This is a genomic window from Pedobacter vanadiisoli, assembly GCF_042684385.1.
GTDB classification, from domain to species: Bacteria; Bacteroidota; Bacteroidia; order Sphingobacteriales; family Sphingobacteriaceae; genus Pedobacter; species Pedobacter vanadiisoli.
Genome location: NZ_JBHULL010000003.1, coordinates 113,298 through 135,616 on the forward strand (window position 1 = coordinate 113,298; position 22,319 = coordinate 135,616).

Below are 22,319 nucleotides of genomic sequence, written 5' to 3' on the forward strand. Positions count from 1 at the left end.
TTTACGGATGAGTGCCAGGTTGGCTCAGCAATTCAGTCGGAGCATAGCCAAAGTGTTTTTTAAATGCATACGAAAAGTGCGAAAGGTTCTCAAAGCCGGTTTCGTAACAGACATCAATGGGGCGTTTTTGTTTTTGCGTAAACTGGTAATGTGCCAGTTCCAGCCGCTTTTGTGTAAGCCAGCGTTGCGGTGTGGTATTGAATACTTTACTGAAATCTCTTTTAAAAGTAGTGAGGCTCCTCCCGGTCAGGTAACCGAATTTTTCGAGCGGAAGGTTAAACATAAAATTCTTTTCCATATAACCTGCCAGATCGATTTTTCCAGGTTCTTCAAAATTAGCCAGTATGTTGTCTATACTTTTATCAATTGCCCTCAGTATACTAATGGCTTCCGTAATTTTTAATGATGCAATATGCTCCGGCAGTTCTTTGATGTCAAAATACGGAATCAGCGAAGATAGGCAGCTTTCCAATAAAGGATGATTGCTGAAATGATAGATTTTCGGCGATTCTGAGGTTTTGTAAACACTATCCAGATTTGCATAAAACTCCCTTAGTCGCGCTGTCGATAGGTGCATTACAACAGTCTTATGCGGTTTCCCGTCTTTGGGGTAATTGATAATGGTGGCCAGCTGGTTTCTTGGGATCAGGAAAATATCACCCTCCTTAAAAATATAAGTGGCATTTGCCTGGACGATTTTTGTTTCGCCGGAAATGAACCAAATCAGCATATGGTGCTCAAACAGGATATCCGATTTGAAAAACTTATCCTCGTAACAGGAAAGCTTGATGTCTTCTGTAATATATTTCGCTTCGTACTGCATGGTTTCTTCTTGGTTTTTCCGTAAGGAAAAGATTATGGTAAAAGTAAAAAATATTAATTAATCTGCTTTGTTTAAACGTCCGGTTTAACTTTTACAGAACGATAGTACACTTACTGCCCACTACCGTTCTTTTAAAATTTCGCGGTCAGGCCATCATATTGATTGTCCGCCATCGATTAGGAAATTAGTTCCCGTGATAAAGGCGGCTGCATCATCGCACAGGTAAGCAATTAAAGCTGCTACCTCATCGGCCTTTCCAAACCTTGCAAGTGGAATACTGCTTAGCATTTGTTGTTCAAGGGTATCATTTAATCCCATTTTGTCTATAATCGCAGTAGCAACCGGACCAGGACTTACCGCATTTACACGGATTTTTCGCGGAGCCAGCTCAAGGGCCGCTATTTTCATCACCGCATTGATCGCTGCTTTACTTGCTGCATATACAGAAGCCGTTGGTGGTGAAATCGTAGCAGAGGTTGATGACAAGAATACCACCGAAGCACCATTGTTCAGGTTAGGAATGAACCTGCTTAGCGTAAAATAAGCGCCTTTAAAATTCACATCCATAATTTCATCAAATACCTGCTCGGAGGTCGATTCTATCGCTGCTGTTTTTGTTATCCCCGCATTAATGAGTAAAATATCAACTTTCCCAAATTGTGCTGAAATTTCTGTTAGCAGGTTATTTATATCGGCTAAACTGGACTGATCGGCAATCATTCCGGTAACATTTAATGCTGATGCGGCCTTTTCAACCGCTTCCTTCCTTCTGCCGGTTATGATCACATTGGCTCCGTTTTGCTGTAGAACTTTTGCTGTAGCATAGCCGATACCACTGTTACCACCTGTAACAACGGCGATTTTACCTTTTAACGTGTTCATCTCTCTTTTCAATTAAATAGTTGAAAAAAATATACCGCTGATTTCTTCACTCCATTCCCACAAGCGCTTGGCATCAGCTTCATCCAGCGAATAAGGTTTTACCCCAGCAGATAATTCGTTGTTGGATGCCAGCGGGGCCACATCTGCATCCTCACAATATACACCACCAATGGAGTTGAGCAAAGGCGTTGTGGCACACCAAACGGTAGTGGCAGCACCTTGCGGTACGGTTTTGAGCGAAGCCAATACTTCCGGAAGCATATTGCCCTGTTCATCTGCAAAACCCATCTTTACAAATAATTCGAGGGGTGCTTCACGCCCAAGTTCCGTTCCGCCTATGGAGCCGGGATGCAGGCTGTACGCCCGTACATTGAATGCTTTACCCCGATTGTCCAACTCGAGCGCGAATAAATTACTGGCCGTTTTGGATTGACCATAGGCCTGTAAGGTTTCGTATTCGCGGTTCTGAAAATTGGGATCATTAAAATTAAAGGTTCCAAACTGGTGGCCTTGTGAAGATACATTGATTACCCTGGCACCATTCGCTTGTTTGAGTGCCGGCCACAGCCTTGCTGTTAATTGAAATTGTGCCAGATAGTTAGTGGCCAGTTGCGATTCGATACCGCGGCTGTCGTAGCGAAGCGGCACCCACATAATGCCGGCATTATTAATCAGCAGGTGAAGCGGCCTGCCTGATTCCAGAAATTTTTGGGCAAAAACATCAATAGAAGCGGGATCCATCAGGTCCATCGGTTCTATCTCAACAAGCGGAATCCCCTCCAGGTTACGTTTTGCTTTTTCGACGTCTCTTGCCGGTACGATAACAGTTGCTCCGGCATTTGCCAACGTTTTAGTAGTTTCCAGACCGATGCCTGTATTGCCACCGGTTACAATGGCAATTTTTCCTTTTAGGTTAATGCCTTTAATGACATCTGCTGCTGTTGATTTTGCATTGAAGCCCGAACCGATTGGTTGTTGTAGTGCTCCCTGATAATTATTCTGTTTCATCTTTTTAAATTTTATTTGTTATTGATGAAACAAAGGTAGATAGGCTATCAACGTCTGACTTTGTTCAAACGTCCGAAGTTACTTTGTTTAAAAGGCCATAAAAGCAGGGAGCCGATCTGATGGTTTTTAATGTTTTAGGATTATCTTCAAAAAACGGCAGGCTCGATAAGTTTATGCAACATAGCCCCACGGGCAGAGCTCCTGCGGGGCTATGTTAAGTAATGAGATTATTTGTCAGTTTCTTCCGGTAAAAATTAAATAAATCTTTACTTAGCCGTAAATGACCAAAAATCGATGTTCACCTCAGGCTTATCGGCTCCTTTAATTGTCAGGAAAAGATCTTGCTTCCCCGTTGCACCATCAACTTTGCAGCTCACTTCTTTCCAGTCTTGTGCCTGGCCGGTATTAGGTACAACCAAGGTTCCTATTAATTTTCCGGTCGGGCTGCCTAAGCGGAGTTCAATTTTATTGTCTTTACCGATACTGGCAACAGCGGCCGAAAACTTTTTTGCCCCTTTGCCAAAATCAACACCTTTAACTTTAATCCAATCGCCATTTTTAACATTGGTTACATTTAAGCCGCCTTTGCTGCAGGCTTCAGTTTTAACCCCTTGTTGATCGTTCATGGTTTCGGCCTCTATCCGGGTGTATGGATTTAATCCCTGTACCTGTGGCACGCCGTCAGCGGTATAAGTTACCTGTTCAATGCTGCCATCTGGCTTGTAATTGAGTAGCTCAACGGCAAGATTTCGCTTAAACTCGGTTGGAATTCCTAATTTATAGGCTACCGCCCTGTTGTGATAGGCGTGGTACCACTGGCCCTTAAACTCGAAAATGCCCTGGTGGTTGTTGTTGTTATTGTGTGGTGGCTGTGCGGCAACAATTCCTCCATAAGTAAAGCCGGTAGTTGGACTTTTACTCATTAAATAATCGATGCGCATCTGGGCCTTTGGATTGGTAGAATAAGAGAAATAATAAATTCCGTTGCGCTTATGCATCCATGAAGCTTCAAAAAAAGCCGGTGCGGTAATCGATACCGCCGGACCATCTACACTGACCATATCACGGTTAAGTTTGATTACACGGACATTGCTGTCGCCATTGCCGCCAAAATACATATAAGCCTGCCCGTCATCATCAATAAAAGTCATCGGGTCGAAGAGCCACATATTGGGTGCAGGAAGCACACCCGGTGTTTGCGTTTCCACTAATTTTTTTCCGATCGGATCTTTAAACGGGCCTATCGGACTGTTAGAAGTTGCCACACCGATACCATTGCCGCCATTTCCGAAGTATAGAAAAATCTTGCCGTCCCGGGCAATTACCGACGGAGCCCAGGTTCGGCCAGCCCAGGCCACATCCCGTGGTGCTTCGAATACCACCCCATGGTCTGTCCAGTTTTTCATATCGCTGCTGGATACACAAACAATCGATTTCATTTTATAGCCACTGTTTTTATCATAGCTGTTTTCGTCATCGTTGGAAGCATAAAGATATATCCTGCCATTGTAAACAAGTGTACCGGGGTCGGCCAAATGACGGTATCCGACGATAACCTCATCAGCAAAACTGCTTTGGGCAGTTATTAAAATAAGGAGAAAAATGCAGGAGGCAAAAATGGATTTAATTCTCATAAAAGTAAATTAGGTTAGTTTTAATTATGTTGCTAAAGTATCAAGATCAACGCCGCTACACTAGTCTATTTCATCAATTTTACTAGTACATTTGGTTATTTTGGCACTTTTCTGTAACAGAATTGATTGATTTAAGAACATTCGTCATATAGATTTGAACAAAATAGATTGTTGATCTACATAATTTCTGAATAGTTTTGAGTAACCGATATAACCTAACCAATTTAAATTGAATGTTGCCCGCCTGTTATGAAGAATTTTAAACGATTTACATTTTTACCCCTTCTTTTGCTCATCGCAGTTTGTGCTAAAGCGCAGCCGGCAACCAATCCGGTCATTTTTGCTGATGTACCTGATCTTTCGATGATCAGGGTGGGTAAAGTATATTACATGAGCAGCACCACCATGCACATGAATCCGGGTGTGCCCATCATGAAATCGACCGATCTGGTGAACTGGAAAATTGTTAATTACGCTTATGATACCCTCGGAAATGCCGATGAATTAACTTTGTCAAACGGAAAGTGGGATTACGGCAGAGGCTCGTGGGCCAGTAGCCTCCGTTTCCATAACGGGATGTATTATGTCAGTACCTTTTCTGGCACCACCGGTAAAACCTATATATACAGTACTAAAGATATCGAAAAGGGGCCTTGGAAAGCAGTCTCCTTTAGGCCTTCGTTACATGATCATTCTTTGTTTTTTGACGATGATGGAAAGGCCTATATGGTATGCGGTGCCGGAAAAATCACACTGGTGGAATTAAACAGCGATTTATCGGGAATAAAGCCGGGATCCAAACCTGTAAACATTATTGAAAACGCCAGTCTTCCGGCCGGTACAGGACCGGGATTACCTGCCGAAGGATCACAACTATTTAAAATCAAGGGCAAATATTACCTTTTCAATATCACCTGGCCACGAAATGGGATGCGTACCGTGGTGGTACATCGCTCCGATAAACTTACTGGTCCTTATGAAGGCCAGGTAGCCCTCAAAGACAATGGTGTTGCACAGGGCGGTTTAATCAGTACACCGGAAGGCAAATGGTTTTCTTATCTTTTCAGGGATTTTGGAGCTGTTGGGCGTATTCCTTACCTGGTTCCGGTGAGCTGGCAAGATGGGTGGCCGGTATTGGGCATTAATGGTAAAGTTCCTCAAACACTCGAACTTCCGGCTAGCAAGGGCTTAATTCCTGGCCTTGTGGCGTCTGATGAGTTCGATCGTAAAAAGGGCAGTCTGCCATTGCCATTGGTATGGCAATGGAACCATAATCCCGATCATGCACACTGGTCGGTAGCAGAACGTAAAGGATTTTTGCGTATCACTACTTCAAGGTTAGATACAAATATTTTGCTGGCGCGTAATACTTTAACCCAACGCACCATCGGACCCAAATCAACGGCTATTACTTCCATTGATGTTTCCAATATGAAAAGCGGAGATCAGGCAGGATTGATGTTGCTTCAGCGTCAATTTGGTTGGATCGGTGTTAAACATAGCGGAGCTAAGAAAACGGTTGTAATGGTGAGCGCGCAAAAGGGCACTGTGACCGGTGATGATGTTCCCTCCGGACAGCACACCATCTATCTTAAAGCAAGTTGCGATTTTGAGCACCGAACAGATAAAGGTTATTTTTTCTACAGTTTTGATGGCAAAACCTGGAAGCCAATAGGGGAGCCACTGCAAATGGCCTACACGTTACCGCATTTTATGGGGTATCGTTTTGCCCTATTTAATTACGCAACCGAAAATACTGGAGGATATGTTGATTTTGATTATTTCAGGATCGAAGCAAAATAACCTGATTTTCTGCCTGCAGGAATTTTAAAACACAGGCTGGAAAATCATGAGTATTAACAACTAAAAACTATATAACATGAAAAAAACGTTTTTGTCGCTATGCACATTGTGCCTGGTTTTTGGCATAGCAAGTGCGCAAACCAGCCAGGCTCCTGCCGGATTTGATGAGTCAAATCCGGCAATTGCCCATGGTAAATTAGATACCATTACTTACAATTCGAAAACTGTTGGGGTAAAAAGACGGGCTGTGGTTTATTTGCCACCAACCTATTCAAAACTTAAAAAATACCCGGTTTTATATCTTTTACACGGTATAGGCGGCGATGAGTTTGAATGGTTAAACCAAGGACACCCTCAATACATTCTCGATAACCTCTATGCGCAAAAAAAGATAAAAGATATGATTGTGGTTTTGCCAAATGGCAGGGCAATGGCTGATGACCGTGCTTCTGGAAATATTATGGCGCCGGATAAAGTGGCCGCTTTCGCTACATTTGAGCGTGATCTGTTAGACGATCTGATTCCCTACATCGAACAGAAATATCCTGCAAAAAACACCCGTGAAAACAGGGCTATTGCGGGACTATCAATGGGAGGAGGGCAATCTTTAAATTTTGGATTGGGAAATTTAGACAAGTTTGCCTGGATAGGTGGATTTTCATCTGCACCCAATACCAAAATGCCTGATCAGTTGTTGCCTAAACCAGATACGGCAAAAGATAAGATTAAACTGCTTTGGATTTCGTGTGGCGATGAAGACGGACTTTTAAAGATCAGCGAACGTACCCGCGATTATATGGTAGAAAACAAAGTACCCCATATTTTCTACAAAGAACCAGGAAAACACGATTTCAAGGTTTGGAAAAACGACCTCTACCAATTTTCCCAACTGGTATTTGCCAACAAGTAATGGCTATTTACCGGTGGAAATTTAAAGGAGGTTTTAAATATCCACCGGTAAGCATGTTTCAGATTACTATTTAATTGAGTTTTAGGTCTTAATTTCGTCATTGCGAACTGAAGAAGGTGGGGCACAGGACTGAAGCACCCTTTTTGATGATAAATTACATGATAGATTGCTTCGGCTCGCTCATATCCCGCCTCGTAATGATGGATTACGTTGTAATAGACTGATAATCAAATATAAATATCCAAAACTCACGTTATTTAACAAAGGGATCAATCATTTCGATTGTACCATCAGCCTTGTGCTTCAATTCGGTTACTTTCACGTTTCTAAGGTGTGTTTTGCCCGAAAGCTGGGTGTCGTGATAAAAGATATACCATTTGCCCTTAATTTCTAGAATAGAATGGTGGGTGGTCCAGCCCTGAACAGGCTTCATAAAAGTACCTTCGTAAACAAATGGGCCATAGGGTTTATCACCAATGGCGTAAGCCAGGTAATGGGTATCGCCGGTTGAATAGGTGAAATAATATTTGCCATTAAATTTGTGCATCCAGCCACCTTCAAAGAAACGCCTGTCGTGGTCTTTGGTGAGCAAAGGTTTTCCTTGTTTATCTACAATCTGAACATCTTTTACTTCGCCATCAAATGATAACATGTCGCTGCTCAATTTGGCTACTTTAGCGCTCAAAGCGGGCTCATTTTCTTTTTGTGAATCGGTTTTAGATCCGTTTTTATCATATGATCCATTATTCCAGCGCTGCAACTGTCCGCCCCAAATGCCGCCAAAATACATGTAGCTGGCTCCATCGGTATCGGTAAACACTGCCGGATCAATACTAAAACTTCCTTTAATAGGCGTTGGTTCGGCCTTAAAAGGCCCAGCCGGATTTTTTGACGTTGCAACACCTATCCTAAATACATCTGATTTATCTTTAACCGGGAAATAAAGGTAATAGGTGCCGTTTTTAAAAGCCGCATCCGGTGCCCAGAGCTGTCTGCCTGCCCACGGAATGTCTCCGATGCTCAATGCCACACCATGATCGGTAACCTTGCCGTTGATGCTGTCAATACTTAAAATGTGATAGTCTTTCATGTCAAAATGGTCACCACTGTCATTCTCTTTGGTTCCAGTTTCGATATCATGCGACGGATAAATGTAAATTTTTCCATTGAACAGGTGTGCAGAGGGATCGGCAGTGTAAATGTTGGAAATAATTGGCTGCGAAAGGTAGCTGGTTTTTTTATCCGCATTTACCGTTTCTTTTTCTGTTTTCCGGTTTGCTTGCTGGCAAGAGCCGGCAATACCCATCCCGACTATGGCTGTAAAAAGGGTTAATTTTCTAAATTCGTTACTCATGTGTTTTATCGTTTCGTTAAGGTTAATTTTGTGTACTTTTAATGCTTTCCGGTGGGCCTAAATAACTTGGCTTTAATCCGCCAAGATCCAGCACCAATTTCTGGAGTACCACCCCGGGGTTAATCATCCAATACCGGAGGGTATGTTTACCTGGTTTGTTAAAAACCAGGGGTGTTTTGAAGGTTTTGATATTGTTGGCCACCGATTGCCCCCAGGTATAATCGGAAGTATAATCTTTACTAATATTAACCACGACCGGGCTTTGTTCATCTAATGAAACCGCGAATTTTAGGCCATCTTTCCCTGTAAAATCAATGGTAGGAGATACGAAGGTATTTAAGGTGAAACTACCCGTTTCGTTTACAAAAATATCGTAGGCCAAATGCGGAGCACTCTCACCGGGTTGCTGTACAGGCGAGCTTACCGGCGTTGCGATTACACCGTCTTTTGTTTTTCCGTAATTGGGAATGGTTTTCCAAAAAATTGGCCTGCTGCTTACCGCTCTGCTGTAGCTTGCCGCCTCTATTGAGAAATAGCCTCCATCGGCAAGGAATAAATTGGAAGTGAAGTCTGCCGGTAATGTATTTTCAGTTTTGATAGGCACGGTAATAATTGAATGGTCACTGCCGGCAATAAGCATTTCTGTTGTTTTAGTCCCTTTTGGCGCTTTACTCCAGTCAATGCTGATGTGAATTTTCTGATCATCGCCGAGTATTCCTTTCTGGCTGCTGAGCGAAACAAAAGGAGGGGCTTTAATCTCGTATTTCACTTCTCCTGCACCTGTTTTAAAAATTTCGAAGCTATGGGAGGTATTGGCGACTGCCGAAAAAGTGAAACCATTAGGTAACTTTGTTTTTCCTGTAAAGTGAAGCGCTGAGTTTTCCGGTGAAATACCCAGGGCAGTAACGGGATTGTTGATGAGTGTGGTTTTAGGGATGATATTGCGATCTGGTTGCTGCCAGGAAGTGTATCCGATGTGTGTTTGGTCCATCATATGATCCCATTTTCCACCGGCCATCGTTTTGTTGTAATAAGTACTGATTTCAGCATCTTTTTTAAATAATGAATCGACCTTTCTGGCGAAACCATTGGCCGAAAACCTGCCCTGTTTGGCATATAGTTTATTTTTGGCCACTGCAAGATAAAGCTCGTACAAATTGGCCAGGGCCTCAATAGGATGAAGTACCAGCTGGTAATAAGCATCTTTTTGGTGATCAGCTAATTGTTTGCCGGTGGCGATAGCCTGTTGTTTGAGCTTAATAAAATCATTGGTAACCTGTTCAAATTCATTATAGTTGGTTAAACTATAGGTGTTTTCATTAAGCAGTTCTGGTTTAACCCTCCCGGCATATTTCAGGTAGGTGTCTATATGACTCGATATGGCTACGGCCTGTTCATTGCCAAACTGTTTGGCAGCCCAGGCAGTTGTGTAGTCTATTAATTTATCGGCCGGTATGCCATCAGGGTTCCAGGCATAATCTAAAAAGAATTGAATGGGAAATTCCATGGGTTTTAAATCACCAACGTTTACAATCCAAATCTGGTTGGCATTGTACTCGTAAGCCATATGCATTTGTTCCCATATTTTTTGGATGGGATTGGTATTTATCCATTTGTAGTTTCTCGGGCCACCTACATAATCGAAATGATAATAAATTCCGTAACCGCCTTTTCTGGGTTTCTCTCCCAGGGCAGGCAATTTTCTGATGTTGCCCCAATTATCATCGCAAAGCAGTAAAGTAACATCGTCCGGAACGCGCATTCCTTTGTCGTAGTAATCCTGGACTTCTTTGTATAAGGCCCACAGCTGCGGCGTTTGTGCCGCAGGTTTTTGGGTTACTTTTTCAATAATCTGGCGCTGGTCTTTTACAATTTTTTCGAGCAGGGCAGTGGCTGTACCATCTGACATGGGCTCGTCGCCATCACCACGCATACCAATGGTAATAATTTGTTCTTTATCGGCAACGCGTTGCAGGCCACTTTCCCAAAATGCACGTAGCTGTGCCGGATTTTGTTCATAATTCCATTTACCTCCATTGTACCGTTTCCATTCATCGTGTGCACGTGTTAGGGGTTCGTGGTGCGAAGTTCCGATTACCACCCCATACTCGTCTGCAAGAATAGGATTGAGTTTATCGTCATCATTAAATGCATTACCCCACATGGCCGGCCATAAATAATTTCCCTTTAAGCGGAGAATCAGTTCGAACACCTTTTCATAAAACTTATGGTTAAAGCCTCCAAATTCTTTTCTGCTCCATCCCGAAAGTGCAGGGGCCTCATCATTTAAAAATATTCCCCGGTATTTTACTGCCGGCGATGAAATTATATGGCTTCCTCCAATAACGTAGAGCGATTGGCTTTTTTTTACCGGAACATCAGCCCAGTAATACCATGGCGATACCCCCATTTGAGCAGAAAGCTCATATACCCCATATATAGTTCCCCGTTTATCGCTACCGGCAATTACCAGTGCCGAATCGATTCCTTTTACCGGGTTTTTTACCACCTGAATTAAGGTAGCCTCCCATTTTCCGGCAATTTCGGAACCATTTAGGCTGCGGTTACGGATCATGTCATCGATGATTTTGCTTTTGCCAATCGTACCAATGATGATGGGCATCCTGCTGATTTTACCGGTTAAAAATGCAGGCTCAATGCCACTCACCAGTTTAATATCGTTCTGAAGATTTTTAGCTGCACGTATAGCGCCGGGCCATTCGTTAGCGTCGACAATAATTGCAGGAACCTTACCCTGGCTCACCAGTGGAAAGCTTCCGGGAAGGTAAGTATTCACCATAATTGGATTGAGCGTATCAGCCCTGACAATGATAAAGCTTGAAAACAATAAGATCAGTGCAAATAATTTCTTCATGAGTTAAAATTTAACGACCTCCCAGTAAGCTTTTTTTGGTTTTAGCTGCGTATCGAAAAGTAAAGGATAATTTTTACGGCCGGGTACCGGATAACCGTCCAGCCAGGTGCGGCGGTCTGAAATATTCCAGAAAGTAACGTTTGTGATTACATTTTTATATCTTCTGAATACATCGAATACCATTTTGTATTGCGCTATCTGCCTGGCTTCGAGTTCGGCGGTGTAGGCATCGCTTTCATCGGGACGTTTGCTCCGTTTATTTTTCTCCCAGGGATAAATAGAAATATCCAGCTCGGTAAACTGTATTTTGAGGCCTAAAGATGAATAACGCCTGATTGCCGAAACCAATTCTTTTTCAGTAGGCTCGTAAATAGACCAGTGTGCCTGCAAACCAACGCCATCTATAGGAACGCCTTTGTCTTTTAGGCTTTTGAGTAACCTATATACACGCTCCCGCTTTTCGGGCCTCTCGGTATTGTAATCATTGTAATAAAGCTTGGCATCGGGATCGGCGGCGTGGGCATATTCGAAGGCTTTGGCGATAAAGTCTTCGCCGCAGATCTGAAACCATTTCGAATTCCGGAGATATTGGGTAGAATCATCATCAATGGCTTCATTTACAACATCCCAGGCATATATTTTTCCCTTATACCGCCCAACAACTGCATCAATATGTGCCTTTAACCGTTGTAGCAATACTGCTTTACTTACTTCTTTTCCATCTTTACCGGTAAAAAACCAGGAAGGTGCCTGTTCGTGCCAGCATAAATTATGTCCGCGTACTTTGATGTTATTTTTCTCTGCAAAGCTGATGATCGAATCGGCTTCTTTCCTGTTGAATTGGCCTTCCTGGGGTTGCATCCGCTCCATTTTCATGTCGTTTTCGGCCGTGATACTGTTAAAGTGTTTTTTGATCAAGGCACTTTCTTCTCCGGTTAAATTACGCTTGCCAACGGCAACACCGATAGAAAAATAGTTTTTGTAAACATCCTTTAAACCAATGGTATCGGTTTGATGACCGGAAGAAAACTGTCTGGTTTTATATGCTCCGAAGCTGAGCGCAAAGCATAGCGTTAAACTACAGCTTAAAAGTATATTTTTGGTACTCATCATTTTGATTTTTGAAAGGTTAAAGCTTATTGGGTTATGGCTTGCCTAGTAAACTGAGCATCTTTTCTGCATATCTTTTACCCAGCATGCGGTAACCTTCGGCCGAAAAGTGCAGGTTGTCTGGTCCATCCGGGCAGCCCGCAGAAGAAATAACATGTGCATTGGTAATGGTTTGCGGTAGGGTTGCAATAATGGCGTTCATACTGGCACAAACCCCTCCCTGATCGGCATTTACCAATTCGCCGGCAAGTAGTGGGGTCTTCTCAGCTTTCAGGTCCAGGTCTTTCAACAGGTTTTCATATACCTGCTTTACTTTTTCCGGCCATGCCTTATCGCCGGTATTCGATTCTCCCTGGTGCAACAATATTCCTTTGATGATGCCACTGCGCTGGGCAATTTTGCCCAATTCAACCAGCCGGGCATACGGGTTTCCTTCATATCCGGCTAACATGCCCTTCATCCAATCGGGTGCTGTTGCCGTATAGGATTGGTAATTTTCTTTATCGAACAGTTCGATCTTACATCCGCCTATGGCGACATTGATAACACCTATTTTAACGTTTTTAGGCAGGCTGGCAACAAGTGTCCGGCCGAAATAATCTACAGGACCCAAACCGGTATTGCACCGTGTAAGTGGTGGCACAGCAGTGTACCAGTTGCCTTTTATCCGGTTTAAGTTAGGGCAATCAACAGCCTCCAGCAGTTTAAACCTTTTATCAACCGCTGTGGTATCCTGTGCTTCAAATTTAGCAGCACCTTCCATGTTCGATTGTCCGAAGCAGAGAAAGATATAAAAATTAGGATCCTGTGAAAAGGAGGGAATGCTGATTAGCAATAGGGCTGCACAGATAAAAGCGGCCCGTAATTTGGTCATATTCATATTTGGTTATATTAATGGTAATTGATTTGACACATTTATGGCCAGATCTTACAGCAGGAGGGATGGGCAAGCAATTTTGTGCCCATCTGCTCACTGCCAGTTTAAAACCTGGTAACTTCGTAATATGCTTTTTTGGGTTGTAAATCCGTGTCGAACAATAACGGGAAGTTTTTTCTGCCCCGGCCATCCAGCCAGCTGTAGCGGTCTGAAAGGTTCCAGAACGTAACACCGGTAATATGCTTTTTATATTTTCTGAATACCTCAAAAACCATCTTATATTTCTCCAGTTGCTGTTGTTCCATTTCCGGTGTAAAAGCCGTTTTATCGAGGCTTTTTTCTCCCGTTATCAGCTGACCACCCTGCCTTCCCTGAAATACAGAAATATCCAGTTCGGTAAACTGGATCTGAAGACCCAGGGATGAAAATAATTCGATTGATTTTTCGAGCTCAGATCGGCTCGGGTTATTGACAGACCAATGGGCCTGTAAACCCACCCCATGGATGGGGACCCCTTTGGCCAGCAGCTTTTTCAGCATTGTATAGATCTTCTCCCGTTTTATTGGATTTTCGGTGTTGTAATCATTGTAAAACAACACTGCTTTTGGATCTGCGGCGTGTGCATACCTGAATGCCTGCTCAATAAACTCTTCTCGGGCTATTTGATACAACTGAGATTTGCGGTAAGTGCTGCTGTCATCCGCTATTGCCTCATTCACGACATCCCAGGCGTAAATTTTTCCACGGTAACGCGATACCACCGTATTAATATGGTCTTTGATCCTCGAAAGTAAAACTTCTTTATTAACCTGGTTTCCTGTAGAATCTTTAAACAGCCATCTTGGCGTTTGTCCGTGCCAAACCAGGCAGTGCCCCCTTATTTTTAATTTATGGTCTAATCCGAATTGAACAATGGAGTCGGCAATTTGCCAGAAATATTTTTTTTCAAACGGGTGTATAGGCCCCATTTTCATTGCATTTTCTGCAGTGATAGAACTAAAATGTGTTAAGATTAACGATTTTTCATCGCTCCGGAGGTCGGATGGCTTAACCGCAACACCTATGGGAAAGTAATCTCTATAATAATCTTTCAGTCCTTCGGCCCTTTTGTAGGCAACCAGGGGCAAGGTTAAAAAGACGACGTAAAAAGAAATGGTTCGTAATTTATTCAGCTTCCAGCTCATATATTGGTTGATGATGAAACAGCTAAATTATTTGGATCGCAGGTATAAGGATAGCTTGTTTCGTCATTTTTACTAGCACATTTGAATAATCGGATGTTTTTTAGCAGAATTTATTGGAATGCGTTTAAATTTTATTCAATTATATACATATTAAACTTTTTCTGCTATACTGATGGGATTTATTGTATAAAAACTAAAATGAGTGACATTTTCAGCCTATGGCACAGTCTTGTCTCGGCTACCGATGAAAAATCGGTAGGCTCCAGTCGAAAAACCGATTCTTCTATAGGGCCTGTCAATGCTAGCTTGTCGAATTGCGCTCTCTTTGTATTAAAATAGAGGTCTTCGATAGCCTCAGACTGACATCGTAATTGTTTTTATTGAATTTTAAACAGGCTCTTAATTGTTCTTTTGCTATAATATTTACCTGTGCTGCTTATTTAATAGAGCCAAGTACGTTCTTCAGTTGCAAAACCTTCTCCATTAATGTATGGTGTAATTTTTTACAATCATTTGCGATAACCTGAAGTATCCATAAGCAAAATTGTCGAAGTGGGTATTGTTGATAATATTTCCCCTTACGGTACCTGGTACAGTTTGAAAAGGACCGCTTCCGGCGCCGGATGCAACCAGCAATTTCCTGAAATAATCGTAATATCTTCTTGAAATTCCATATAGCCCGATGTTAATCGAATCACCCGCTTTCAGATCCTTGTCAGAAAAATATTCCTGCATCAAATTTCCCTGGGTTTTTTGATCATCTTTGACTTTATAAGCCGGGAATACCGATATGGGTGATATAATACGGTGTAAGTAGTAGTTTTCCTCATTACCATTATCCCGATAGTAATATTTGATTTCAATTTCGTCGCCTCCGATACCTCCTTCGTTATTTTGTTCAATGTTTTCAATATCCGGTACGCCTGTACAGGTTTCGGTGGCCGTATAAATCTCCCCGTTTAAAATCACTTTTAGCGAATAGGTTTCTCCGATTACAGGCTGGAAATCGGAACACCTGTATTCCCCGGTATTGGCATTCTCTATAAACCGGAACACCGTATTTGCCGAATTGGTGATCACAATATCAGCTCCCGAAACCGTTGGAAAAGTTGCGTTATAATAGCCTGTTGTGGTAGAAAGTTTTATTTTCTGCTGGTTACCATTGGTACCTTTTACCCAATCAATCGATGCATCTATTACTAATCTTGGTGCTACAGTTTCCAGGTCTACGTTTATTGTTTTTTTGCATGATAGCAGAAAAAAGCAGCCTGCAAGCAGGTATTTGAATATAGGTTTCATTTTTGTGCCGTTTTAATTAAAATTTGAAATTATAAGAGACCCCTGGCACGATACCGAAAATCGAAATGCGGGAGGCTTCACTTAAACCTGTTTCTTTGCTTTGTTCAAACATGATGGATGCGGCATTATTTCGGCCATAAACATTATAGATGCTAAACACCCACTCGCTTTTCCACCTTTTCTTGCTGTCGGGTTTTGGTGTATAGGTGGCCGATAAATCCAAATGATGATAAGCCGGAAGCGAATTGGCATTTCGTGCGCCATAATTCGCAACTGTAATTCCCTGATATTGGTACTTGCCGATAGGAAAGGTGGCGGCTTTCCCGGATTGAAAGGTAAAAATACCGCCAAAATTCCATTTTTTCGACAATTGATAGGCTGCTGTTAGGGAAAAGTTATGCGTTTTATCGTAATTTGAACGATACCATTCGCCATTGTTAATACCAGGTTCTGCCGGGTTTCTGCCAGGTGTGCGCTGCTGGGCTTTTGAAAGTGTGTAAGAAAGCCATCCCGTTAGCTTCCCGGTGTTTTTCTTTAGCATCAGCTCAAGTCCGTAGGCCTTTGCCTCGCCGTTTAGCAATACCTCTTCTATAGTCTTTCGGGCGATCAATTCAGCACCGTCAATATAATCAGCCTTATTTTTGGTTTTCTTATAAAAAGCCTCAGTTTCCAAAGAATACTTCCCGTTGGCGAAATTTCTGAAATAGCCTAAGGCAACCTGATCAAGAATTTCGGGCTTTAAATATTGGTCGCTTGGTGCCCAGATATCAAGCGGCGATACGGAGGCTGTATTGGAAATTAAATGAATATATTGGCTCATCCGGTTATAACTCGCCTTAATAGACTGGTCATTATTGAGGGCATAAGAAACAGCAAAACGAGGTTCCAGGTTTCCAAAACCGGCAATTTTTTTGTTTTTGCTGTAATATGTTGAACCTGTTTGTATTCCTTCTTCGTAAATTTGTAACTCGGGATTGAAAGTCACAGCCTGGTTATTGGCATAGGTATTAACATATTGCTCTCCTAAACGCAGGAAATTACTGTAGCGCAATCCGTAAACCAGCGATAATTTATCTGTAAGCTGTTGCTCGGCACTGAGGTATATTGCGTTTTCCCAGGCATATTTCTTTTCAATCTGATCAGGATTAATAGGCGAGGTGGCATCCAAAGGTCTTATGGTACCGGGATTGAATTGGTAGTAGATGGAATTGAGGCCATAATTCAAAGCCAGCTTATTGGATAAGTAATGGGTAAAATTGTATTTCAGGTTGTAATTGCGGATGTTAGATACCCAGTCGATACCAACTGATTTGATGTCGAGGCCATAATTGTATTTGCTGTAAATGACAGAGGCATTAGAGAAAAGTTTCTCTGAGAAGGCATGATTCCAGCGGAGGTTAAAAAAGGAATTCGAATAATTGTTGCTGAAAAAGTTGCTGAAATCCATTTGGTCATTGCCAAAATATCCTGAAAGGAAAATCCTGTTATTGTCGTTAATTTTATAGTTGAGCTTGGCATTCAGATCATAAAAAGAAACAGAATTGGTATTACCAGCCAATTTCAGAAATAAATGAGCGTAAGAACTACGCCCGGCAACCACGAACGAGCCTTTGTCTTTTACAATCGGACCTTCTGCAAGCAGCCTGCTTGCTACTGCCCCTATACCACCGGTTAGGTGATATTCTTTGTTGTTTCCCTCTTTTTGATAAATATCCAGAACAGCGGAAGTACGGCCTCCAAAATTAGCAGGGATGCCACCTTTATACAATTTCAGGTCTTTGATCACATCTGCATTAAAAACGGAGAAAAAGCCGAACAGGTGCGAAGTATTGTAAACAACGGCCTCATCCAGCATAATCAGGTTGCCATCAACCGATCCACCCCTCACGTTAAAGCCTGTTGCTCCTTCCTGTGCACTGGAAACCCCAGGTAGTTGCTGTATTGCTCTCAGGATATCAACTTCGCCCATAACGGCCGGCATCTTTTTAACCGTAGCGATAGAAAGCTTATTCACGCTCATTTCAGGCTTGCGGATGTTGCTTGCCAGGCTGTTTTGAGTGATCACTACTTCATTTAAAGTTTTACTTTTTTCAGGCATCGAAAAATCTTTCCTGGTGTTTCCTGCTATAGAGATACGTTCTTCTATATTCTCAAATCCTACACTGCTAATCACGATGGTATAGGTTCCTTTAGGCAGAATAATAGAATAAAAGCCATACGAATTGGTAACGGTCGAAACCTTTGCTTCGGGAATGAAAATGGTGGCCCCGCTTACCGTTTCTGTGCTTGCTTTTATGGTGACCGTTCCGCTCAGTGTAATTTTTTCCTGTGAAAAGGCCGGGGATGAAAGGGCTAACAGTAGTAATGAATAAATGATCTTGTACCTCATCTTTTAAAAATCGATTTAACAATTGCAATGGAGACACAAAGCTATTCTTATCGAATAACCGCATTTTTTTAATTATACCAAAGGCTATATCTTTTATAGCAAAGCAGGCCTTGGCAATACAAAATTCATTTCCGATCCATGCGTTTTTATAACGTTCTGTATTTTCGTATAAAAAGCACGCGTTTTCGTATAAAAGTAGATTTTGCCATTGTTTTAAATGTTAAATTTGTTTAACAATTTTTATGAATGGATAAATTTGCTCATCAACAGCTTGTTAGCGAAAATGTGATTTTCCGTTTCCTGGTTTCGCCTGACCGCAGGATACTGAGGCATTTACTGCTCATTGTTTTTATTGGTATTGTGTTGTTCAAAGGTGCTTCCGTAATTGAGAATCCGGTTGTAATATTTGTATATTTTATTACGCTGTTTTATGTTAACATGTATGTGCTGGTACCAAGGTTTTTGTTCAGGAATAAAAACCTTGCATATGGCCTGGCTGTAATGGGTATTTTGATTGTAGTAGCCGTTTGTGGTTATTTTTTTAACCCTTTTGATAAAGGGCACATATTGAATATCCCGCTTTTTTCTTTTCTTACTGTACTGCTGCTGGCGGCTTCATCTTCCATCAAACTGTTTCAGAAGGGAATGACAGACAAGCAACTGATTTATGAGCTGGAGCAGTCGAAAACTTATGCAGAATTGGAGCAGTTAAAAAACCAGATCAATCCGCATTTCTTGTTTAATATGCTCAACAATGCCAATGTGTTAACGAAAAAAGATCCGGAAAAGGCCTCGCAGGTTTTAATGAAGCTGAGCGACCTGCTTCGCTACCAGCTTTATGACAGCGCAAGGGATAAGGTATTATTGACATCTGATATTCATTTCCTGGAGGATTTTTTAAACTTAGAAAAAGTGAGGAGAGATAGTTTCGATTTCCTGATCTCGAAAGAGGGAGATTTGAGCGGCGTACAGATCCCACCTTTGCTTTTCATCTCGTTTGTAGAAAATGCGGTGAAGCACAATAATGATACAACAAAACCGTCGTATGTACACCTGTATTTTGTGATTAGGAACGATGAACTGTTTTTTAAATGCATTAATTCCAAGCCGCTGCTCAAATCTGTTGGCAGCACAGGCGGCCTGGGGCTGGCAAATGTGAAACGCAGGCTGGAGCTTTTGTTCCCGGCGGCCTATACTTTAAATACCAAAGAGAGTACAGAAACGTACTGTACAACATTAGCCTTAAAATTATGAACTGTATCATTGTAGACGACGAACCATTAGCAAGGGAGGCAATAGCGATGTTGATTGGCCAAACCTATGGTTTGAACCTGATCGGTTCGTTCAACAGTCCGGAAACTGCTACCGGCTTTATAGAAAACCATAAAGTTGAACTGATTTTTCTTGACATACAGATGCCGGGAATTAACGGTATTGAATTTGCCCGGACCATCCCGAAAGAAACATTCGTAGTTTTTACCACAGCCTATTCTGAATTTGCAACCGATAGCTATGAGGTGGATGCGATCGACTACCTGCTAAAACCCATAAAACTGGTACGTTTTCAAAAGGCTGTTGAAAAAGCGCAAACCTACTCCAAATTATTCAAGACCGATTACTCCATTAACAATATTGAACAGGTAGCAGCTGATTTTTTCTTTGTGAAAGCAGACCGGCGGATTTTTAAGGTCTATTTCGATAAGATACTTTTTATTCAGGGTTTAAAGGATTATGTTGTGATGCACACCGAAAATCAAAAAGTAATTACAGCGATGAATATCAAAACCATTTACGACCAATTGCCTAAAGACAGGTTTGTGAGGGTAAGCAAATCTTATGTCATCAATGTTAAGCACATCGATTCGGTTGATAACAATACAGTGTATATAGGTTCAAATGAAATCCCGATAGGAAGTATCTACAGGGATTTGTTTTTCAATGAATTTGTAACAAGGAGAATTGTAGGCAGATAGAGAAGATTTAGGTCGTGCAGGAACCGTACGACCTTTTTATTATAATGGATATAACCTGTTGTTTATCTGGGCGATGATACAAATGCATTAAGCTGGCATCGAATGGTATGCATAACAGTACATAACAGTTAAATGCTTGGAGAGCATTAAATTTAGGGAGCTAACCAAATGTTTTTCCAAACCCAGAATACAGGCATGAGCATGCCTGGTGTATGAGGGGATATATCTGTAATATTTAATAGAAAGTTAATATATTAGGACTTGCTTAATTGCAGAATTTTTCTGGAACTTTATCTTTTTAATACATTAAGCGAAATATAAGAATCATGGCTGCCTACGGCACACTTACTGATGAGGAATTGATCGCCTTCCTTAAAGAAGGGGATCATGCTGCTTTTACAGAGATTTATCATCGGTATTGGAGAAAACTGTTTTACATTGCCGGAAAAAAGCTGGGTAATATGGAAGAAGCAGAAGAAGTGGTGCAGAACATTTTTATGTCGCTTTGGAACAGAAAGGCCGTTATTACCATTACCACTACTCTGGGTGCCTATTTAACTACCTCGGTAAAATACTGGATCATTAAAATACTGGATAAGCAGTACCATCAGCAAAAGTATTCGCAGAGCATTGCCAGCAATGTATTGGACGATTCTACTCAACAATGGCTTGAATTTCTGGATCTGAAAGAAACCTTAGACGAATATGTTTCTGAACTGCCCGAAAAATGCCAGCTGGTGTTTAATATGAGCCGAAACCTCAACATGTCTCAGAAACAAATTGCCCAGAAACTCAATATTTCTGAAAAAACTGTTGAAGCACACATGGGAAAGGCAATAAAAACGTTAAGGGCAAGGCTTAATCAATTCTTTTTAACTTTATTATAATTTTTTTGAGGCTAACTAAGGGATTTCCATTTTACGATGGATATTATAGTTACAGGCCTTAAAAAAATGGAAAACTCAAAAGAATTACAAAGATATAGATACCTTGCCTCGAAATGGCTGAACAATAGCATTACTGAAGAAGAACTACGAGAGTTCAACGATTGGTACGATGCAGGTCTTGAAACGCCATTGCAAATCCCCGGATCTTTTGCCGCAACAGAGCAGGCCCTGGAGCAAAGGATACTCCAGAAAGTAAACAGCAAACTCGAAGTTGAAGACAATCAGAACCAACCTGGCAGCGCTAAAATTGGCTGGCCAATGCGCATCGCTATAGCTGCTTCCATCCTCATTGCCCTTGGCACAGGATTATGGTTCTATCAGAACCGAACCATTGAACCCCGTTTACAGCATGTAGCCCAAACCGATATCCCTCCGGGTAAAAATACGGCTATGTTGAGTTTTTCGAATGGGGCAGTTGTACAACTCAGTGATAAGAGGAAGGCAGTGTTTGTTAATCAAAACAAATTAACATACAATGATGGCAGTTCAGCAGACCTGGATAATCAGATCAGGAGTATTACTTCGAACGAACTGATTACAGCAACCACCCCGAAAGGAGGAACTTACCAGGTTGTTCTGTCTGACGGGACCCATGTCTGGTTAAATGCCGATAGCAAATTGTCATTCCCATCAGAGTTTGCCGGTAATAAGCGTTCGGTGACCCTTACTGGAGAAGCTTATTTCGAAGTTGCTAAAAATAAGGCAAAACCATTTGTTGTAAATTATGGCAGCGCAGAAGTAGAAGTATTGGGTACCCATTTCAACATTATGGCCTATAAAGATGAGACAGCCAGTCAGGTTACCTTGCTTGAAGGTGCAGTGAAAGTCAATAACGGCAAAGAAAAAGTTGTGCTGAAACCTGGGCAGCAAGCCGAAATTTCGGAGCAGGCAGGAGCAGCAATTGTACTCAATAAGGATATAGATACAGAACAGGCCGTTGCCTGGAAAAACGGGTATTTTATGTTCGCCAATGAATCTGTTGAAAGTATCATGCGTAAAATATCGCGCTGGTACGATGTAACCATAGTTTACCAGGATAACCTTCAGGATAAAGCTTTATGGGGCACGGTATCGCGCTTTAAAAATGTATCGGAAGTTTTAAAACGGCTGGCACTTACCGGAGTGGTACGCTTTAAAATGGACAACCTGGACGGAAAGGGGAAAGAAAGGAGGATAATTGTGATGAAATAGTGATACATCATTTCGGCACAATGATCTAAAAAACCAGGAGCGATTGCAGCGCCCCCGGTT

The 22,319-nt window shown here is 41.9% G+C and carries 17 protein-coding genes; 6 read left to right on the forward strand and 11 right to left on the reverse strand.

Translation table 11 applies throughout. The annotated features are described in order from the left end of the window. Position 1 precedes the first annotated feature (1 nt). The 4 genes from ACFSR6_RS01690 to ACFSR6_RS01705 all read right to left on the reverse strand — a co-directional run bounded on the left by ACFSR6_RS01690 (position 2) and on the right by ACFSR6_RS01705 (position 4,347). Positions 2–823: an AraC family transcriptional regulator gene (locus ACFSR6_RS01690; protein ID WP_379074082.1), complete on the reverse strand. Its 822-nt coding sequence runs from the start codon at positions 821–823 to the stop codon at positions 2–4. Between the two features lie 153 nt (positions 824–976). Next, positions 977–1,705: an SDR family NAD(P)-dependent oxidoreductase gene (locus tag ACFSR6_RS01695; protein ID WP_379074083.1), complete on the reverse strand. Its 729-nt coding sequence runs from the start codon at positions 1,703–1,705 to the stop codon at positions 977–979. A gap of 12 nt (positions 1,706–1,717) precedes the next feature. After that, positions 1,718–2,713 carry an SDR family NAD(P)-dependent oxidoreductase gene (locus ACFSR6_RS01700; RefSeq protein ID WP_379074085.1) on the reverse strand — a complete coding sequence of 332 codons (996 nt, stop codon included), beginning with the start codon at positions 2,711–2,713 and terminating at the stop codon, positions 1,718–1,720. 266 nt (positions 2,714–2,979) lie between these two features. Further along, positions 2,980–4,347, reverse strand: a complete 1,368-nt coding sequence (locus tag ACFSR6_RS01705; RefSeq protein WP_379074087.1) for a glycoside hydrolase family 43 protein — start codon at positions 4,345–4,347, stop codon at positions 2,980–2,982. 288 nt (positions 4,348–4,635) lie between these two features. Between ACFSR6_RS01705 and ACFSR6_RS01710 the strand changes: the two genes are divergently transcribed. Both ACFSR6_RS01710 and ACFSR6_RS01715 read left to right on the forward strand, forming a co-directional pair. Continuing rightward, positions 4,636–6,150, forward strand: a complete 1,515-nt coding sequence (locus ACFSR6_RS01710; RefSeq protein ID WP_379074089.1) for a glycoside hydrolase family 43 protein — start codon at positions 4,636–4,638, stop codon at positions 6,148–6,150. Positions 6,151–6,226: 76 nt separating this feature from the next. Then, on the forward strand, positions 6,227–7,060 hold the full coding sequence (locus ACFSR6_RS01715) for an alpha/beta hydrolase (protein ID WP_379074091.1): 834 nt from the start codon (positions 6,227–6,229) through the stop codon (positions 7,058–7,060). A 253-nt stretch (positions 7,061–7,313) separates the two neighbouring features. Here the strand turns inward: ACFSR6_RS01715 and ACFSR6_RS01720 are convergent, their stop codons facing one another. The 7 genes from ACFSR6_RS01720 to ACFSR6_RS01750 form a co-directional block, all read right to left on the reverse strand. Next, positions 7,314–8,414: a glycoside hydrolase family 43 protein gene (locus ACFSR6_RS01720; RefSeq protein ID WP_379074093.1), complete on the reverse strand. Its 1,101-nt coding sequence runs from the start codon at positions 8,412–8,414 to the stop codon at positions 7,314–7,316. Positions 8,415–8,436: 22 nt separating this feature from the next. Next, positions 8,437–11,289, reverse strand: coding sequence for a glycosyl hydrolase 115 family protein (locus tag ACFSR6_RS01725; protein WP_379074095.1), 2,853 nt, complete (start codon positions 11,287–11,289; stop codon positions 8,437–8,439). Between the two features lie 3 nt (positions 11,290–11,292). Further along, on the reverse strand, positions 11,293–12,402 hold the full coding sequence (locus ACFSR6_RS01730) for an endo-1,4-beta-xylanase (RefSeq protein ID WP_379074097.1): 1,110 nt from the start codon (positions 12,400–12,402) through the stop codon (positions 11,293–11,295). Positions 12,403–12,433: 31 nt separating this feature from the next. After that, positions 12,434–13,273: a sialate O-acetylesterase gene (locus ACFSR6_RS01735; RefSeq protein WP_379074099.1), complete on the reverse strand. Its 840-nt coding sequence runs from the start codon at positions 13,271–13,273 to the stop codon at positions 12,434–12,436. 107 nt (positions 13,274–13,380) lie between these two features. Beyond that, the gene (locus ACFSR6_RS01740) at positions 13,381–14,460 is read right to left on the reverse strand and encodes an endo-1,4-beta-xylanase (RefSeq protein ID WP_379074101.1); all 1,080 of its coding nucleotides are present in this window, start codon (positions 14,458–14,460) and stop codon (positions 13,381–13,383) included. Positions 14,461–14,943: 483 nt separating this feature from the next. Then, entirely contained in the window at positions 14,944–15,759 is an 816-nt protein-coding gene (locus ACFSR6_RS01745; RefSeq protein ID WP_379074103.1) for a DUF4249 domain-containing protein, read from the reverse strand. 16 nt (positions 15,760–15,775) lie between these two features. Then, positions 15,776–18,148: a TonB-dependent receptor gene (locus tag ACFSR6_RS01750; RefSeq protein WP_379074105.1), complete on the reverse strand. Its 2,373-nt coding sequence runs from the start codon at positions 18,146–18,148 to the stop codon at positions 15,776–15,778. A 246-nt stretch (positions 18,149–18,394) separates the two neighbouring features. Here ACFSR6_RS01750 and ACFSR6_RS01755 point away from each other — a divergent pair, with 246 nt between their 5' ends. The 4 genes from ACFSR6_RS01755 to ACFSR6_RS01770 all read left to right on the forward strand — a co-directional run bounded on the left by ACFSR6_RS01755 (position 18,395) and on the right by ACFSR6_RS01770 (position 22,259). Then, the gene (locus ACFSR6_RS01755; protein ID WP_379074107.1) at positions 18,395–19,402 is read left to right on the forward strand and encodes a sensor histidine kinase; all 1,008 of its coding nucleotides are present in this window, start codon (positions 18,395–18,397) and stop codon (positions 19,400–19,402) included. After that, entirely contained in the window at positions 19,399–20,121 is a 723-nt protein-coding gene (locus tag ACFSR6_RS01760) for a LytR/AlgR family response regulator transcription factor (RefSeq protein ID WP_379074109.1), read from the forward strand. Before ACFSR6_RS01755 ends, ACFSR6_RS01760 begins: the two co-directional genes overlap by 4 nt. Positions 20,122–20,447: 326 nt before the next feature. After that, a complete protein-coding gene (locus ACFSR6_RS01765) occupies positions 20,448–21,008 on the forward strand; it encodes an RNA polymerase sigma-70 factor (RefSeq protein ID WP_379074110.1) in 561 nt (186 codons plus the stop codon). Positions 21,009–21,074: 66 nt separating this feature from the next. Then, entirely contained in the window at positions 21,075–22,259 is a 1,185-nt protein-coding gene (locus tag ACFSR6_RS01770) for a FecR family protein (RefSeq protein ID WP_379074112.1), read from the forward strand. Positions 22,260–22,319 lie beyond the last annotated feature (60 nt).

Coding starts and splice junctions, on each gene's coding strand:
- ACFSR6_RS01715 (WP_379074091.1), top strand. CDS start 6,227: ATGAAAAAAACGTTTTTGTCGCTATGCACATTGTGCCTGGTTTTTGGC.
- ACFSR6_RS01770 (WP_379074112.1), top strand. CDS start 21,075: ATGGAAAACTCAAAAGAATTACAAAGATATAGATACCTTGCCTCGAAA.
- ACFSR6_RS01745 (WP_379074103.1), bottom strand. CDS start 15,759: ATGAAACCTATATTCAAATACCTGCTTGCAGGCTGCTTTTTTCTGCTA.
- ACFSR6_RS01705 (WP_379074087.1), bottom strand. CDS start 4,347: ATGAGAATTAAATCCATTTTTGCCTCCTGCATTTTTCTCCTTATTTTA.
- ACFSR6_RS01765 (WP_379074110.1), top strand. CDS start 20,448: ATGGCTGCCTACGGCACACTTACTGATGAGGAATTGATCGCCTTCCTT.
- ACFSR6_RS01725 (WP_379074095.1), bottom strand. CDS start 11,289: ATGAAGAAATTATTTGCACTGATCTTATTGTTTTCAAGCTTTATCATT.
- ACFSR6_RS01730 (WP_379074097.1), bottom strand. CDS start 12,402: ATGATGAGTACCAAAAATATACTTTTAAGCTGTAGTTTAACGCTATGC.
- ACFSR6_RS01740 (WP_379074101.1), bottom strand. CDS start 14,460: ATGAGCTGGAAGCTGAATAAATTACGAACCATTTCTTTTTACGTCGTC.
- ACFSR6_RS01755 (WP_379074107.1), top strand. CDS start 18,395: ATGGATAAATTTGCTCATCAACAGCTTGTTAGCGAAAATGTGATTTTC.
- ACFSR6_RS01735 (WP_379074099.1), bottom strand. CDS start 13,273: ATGACCAAATTACGGGCCGCTTTTATCTGTGCAGCCCTATTGCTAATC.
- ACFSR6_RS01760 (WP_379074109.1), top strand. CDS start 19,399: ATGAACTGTATCATTGTAGACGACGAACCATTAGCAAGGGAGGCAATA.
- ACFSR6_RS01695 (WP_379074083.1), bottom strand. CDS start 1,705: ATGAACACGTTAAAAGGTAAAATCGCCGTTGTTACAGGTGGTAACAGT.
- ACFSR6_RS01700 (WP_379074085.1), bottom strand. CDS start 2,713: ATGAAACAGAATAATTATCAGGGAGCACTACAACAACCAATCGGTTCG.
- ACFSR6_RS01690 (WP_379074082.1), bottom strand. CDS start 823: ATGCAGTACGAAGCGAAATATATTACAGAAGACATCAAGCTTTCCTGT.
- ACFSR6_RS01750 (WP_379074105.1), bottom strand. CDS start 18,148: ATGAGGTACAAGATCATTTATTCATTACTACTGTTAGCCCTTTCATCC.
- ACFSR6_RS01720 (WP_379074093.1), bottom strand. CDS start 8,414: ATGAGTAACGAATTTAGAAAATTAACCCTTTTTACAGCCATAGTCGGG.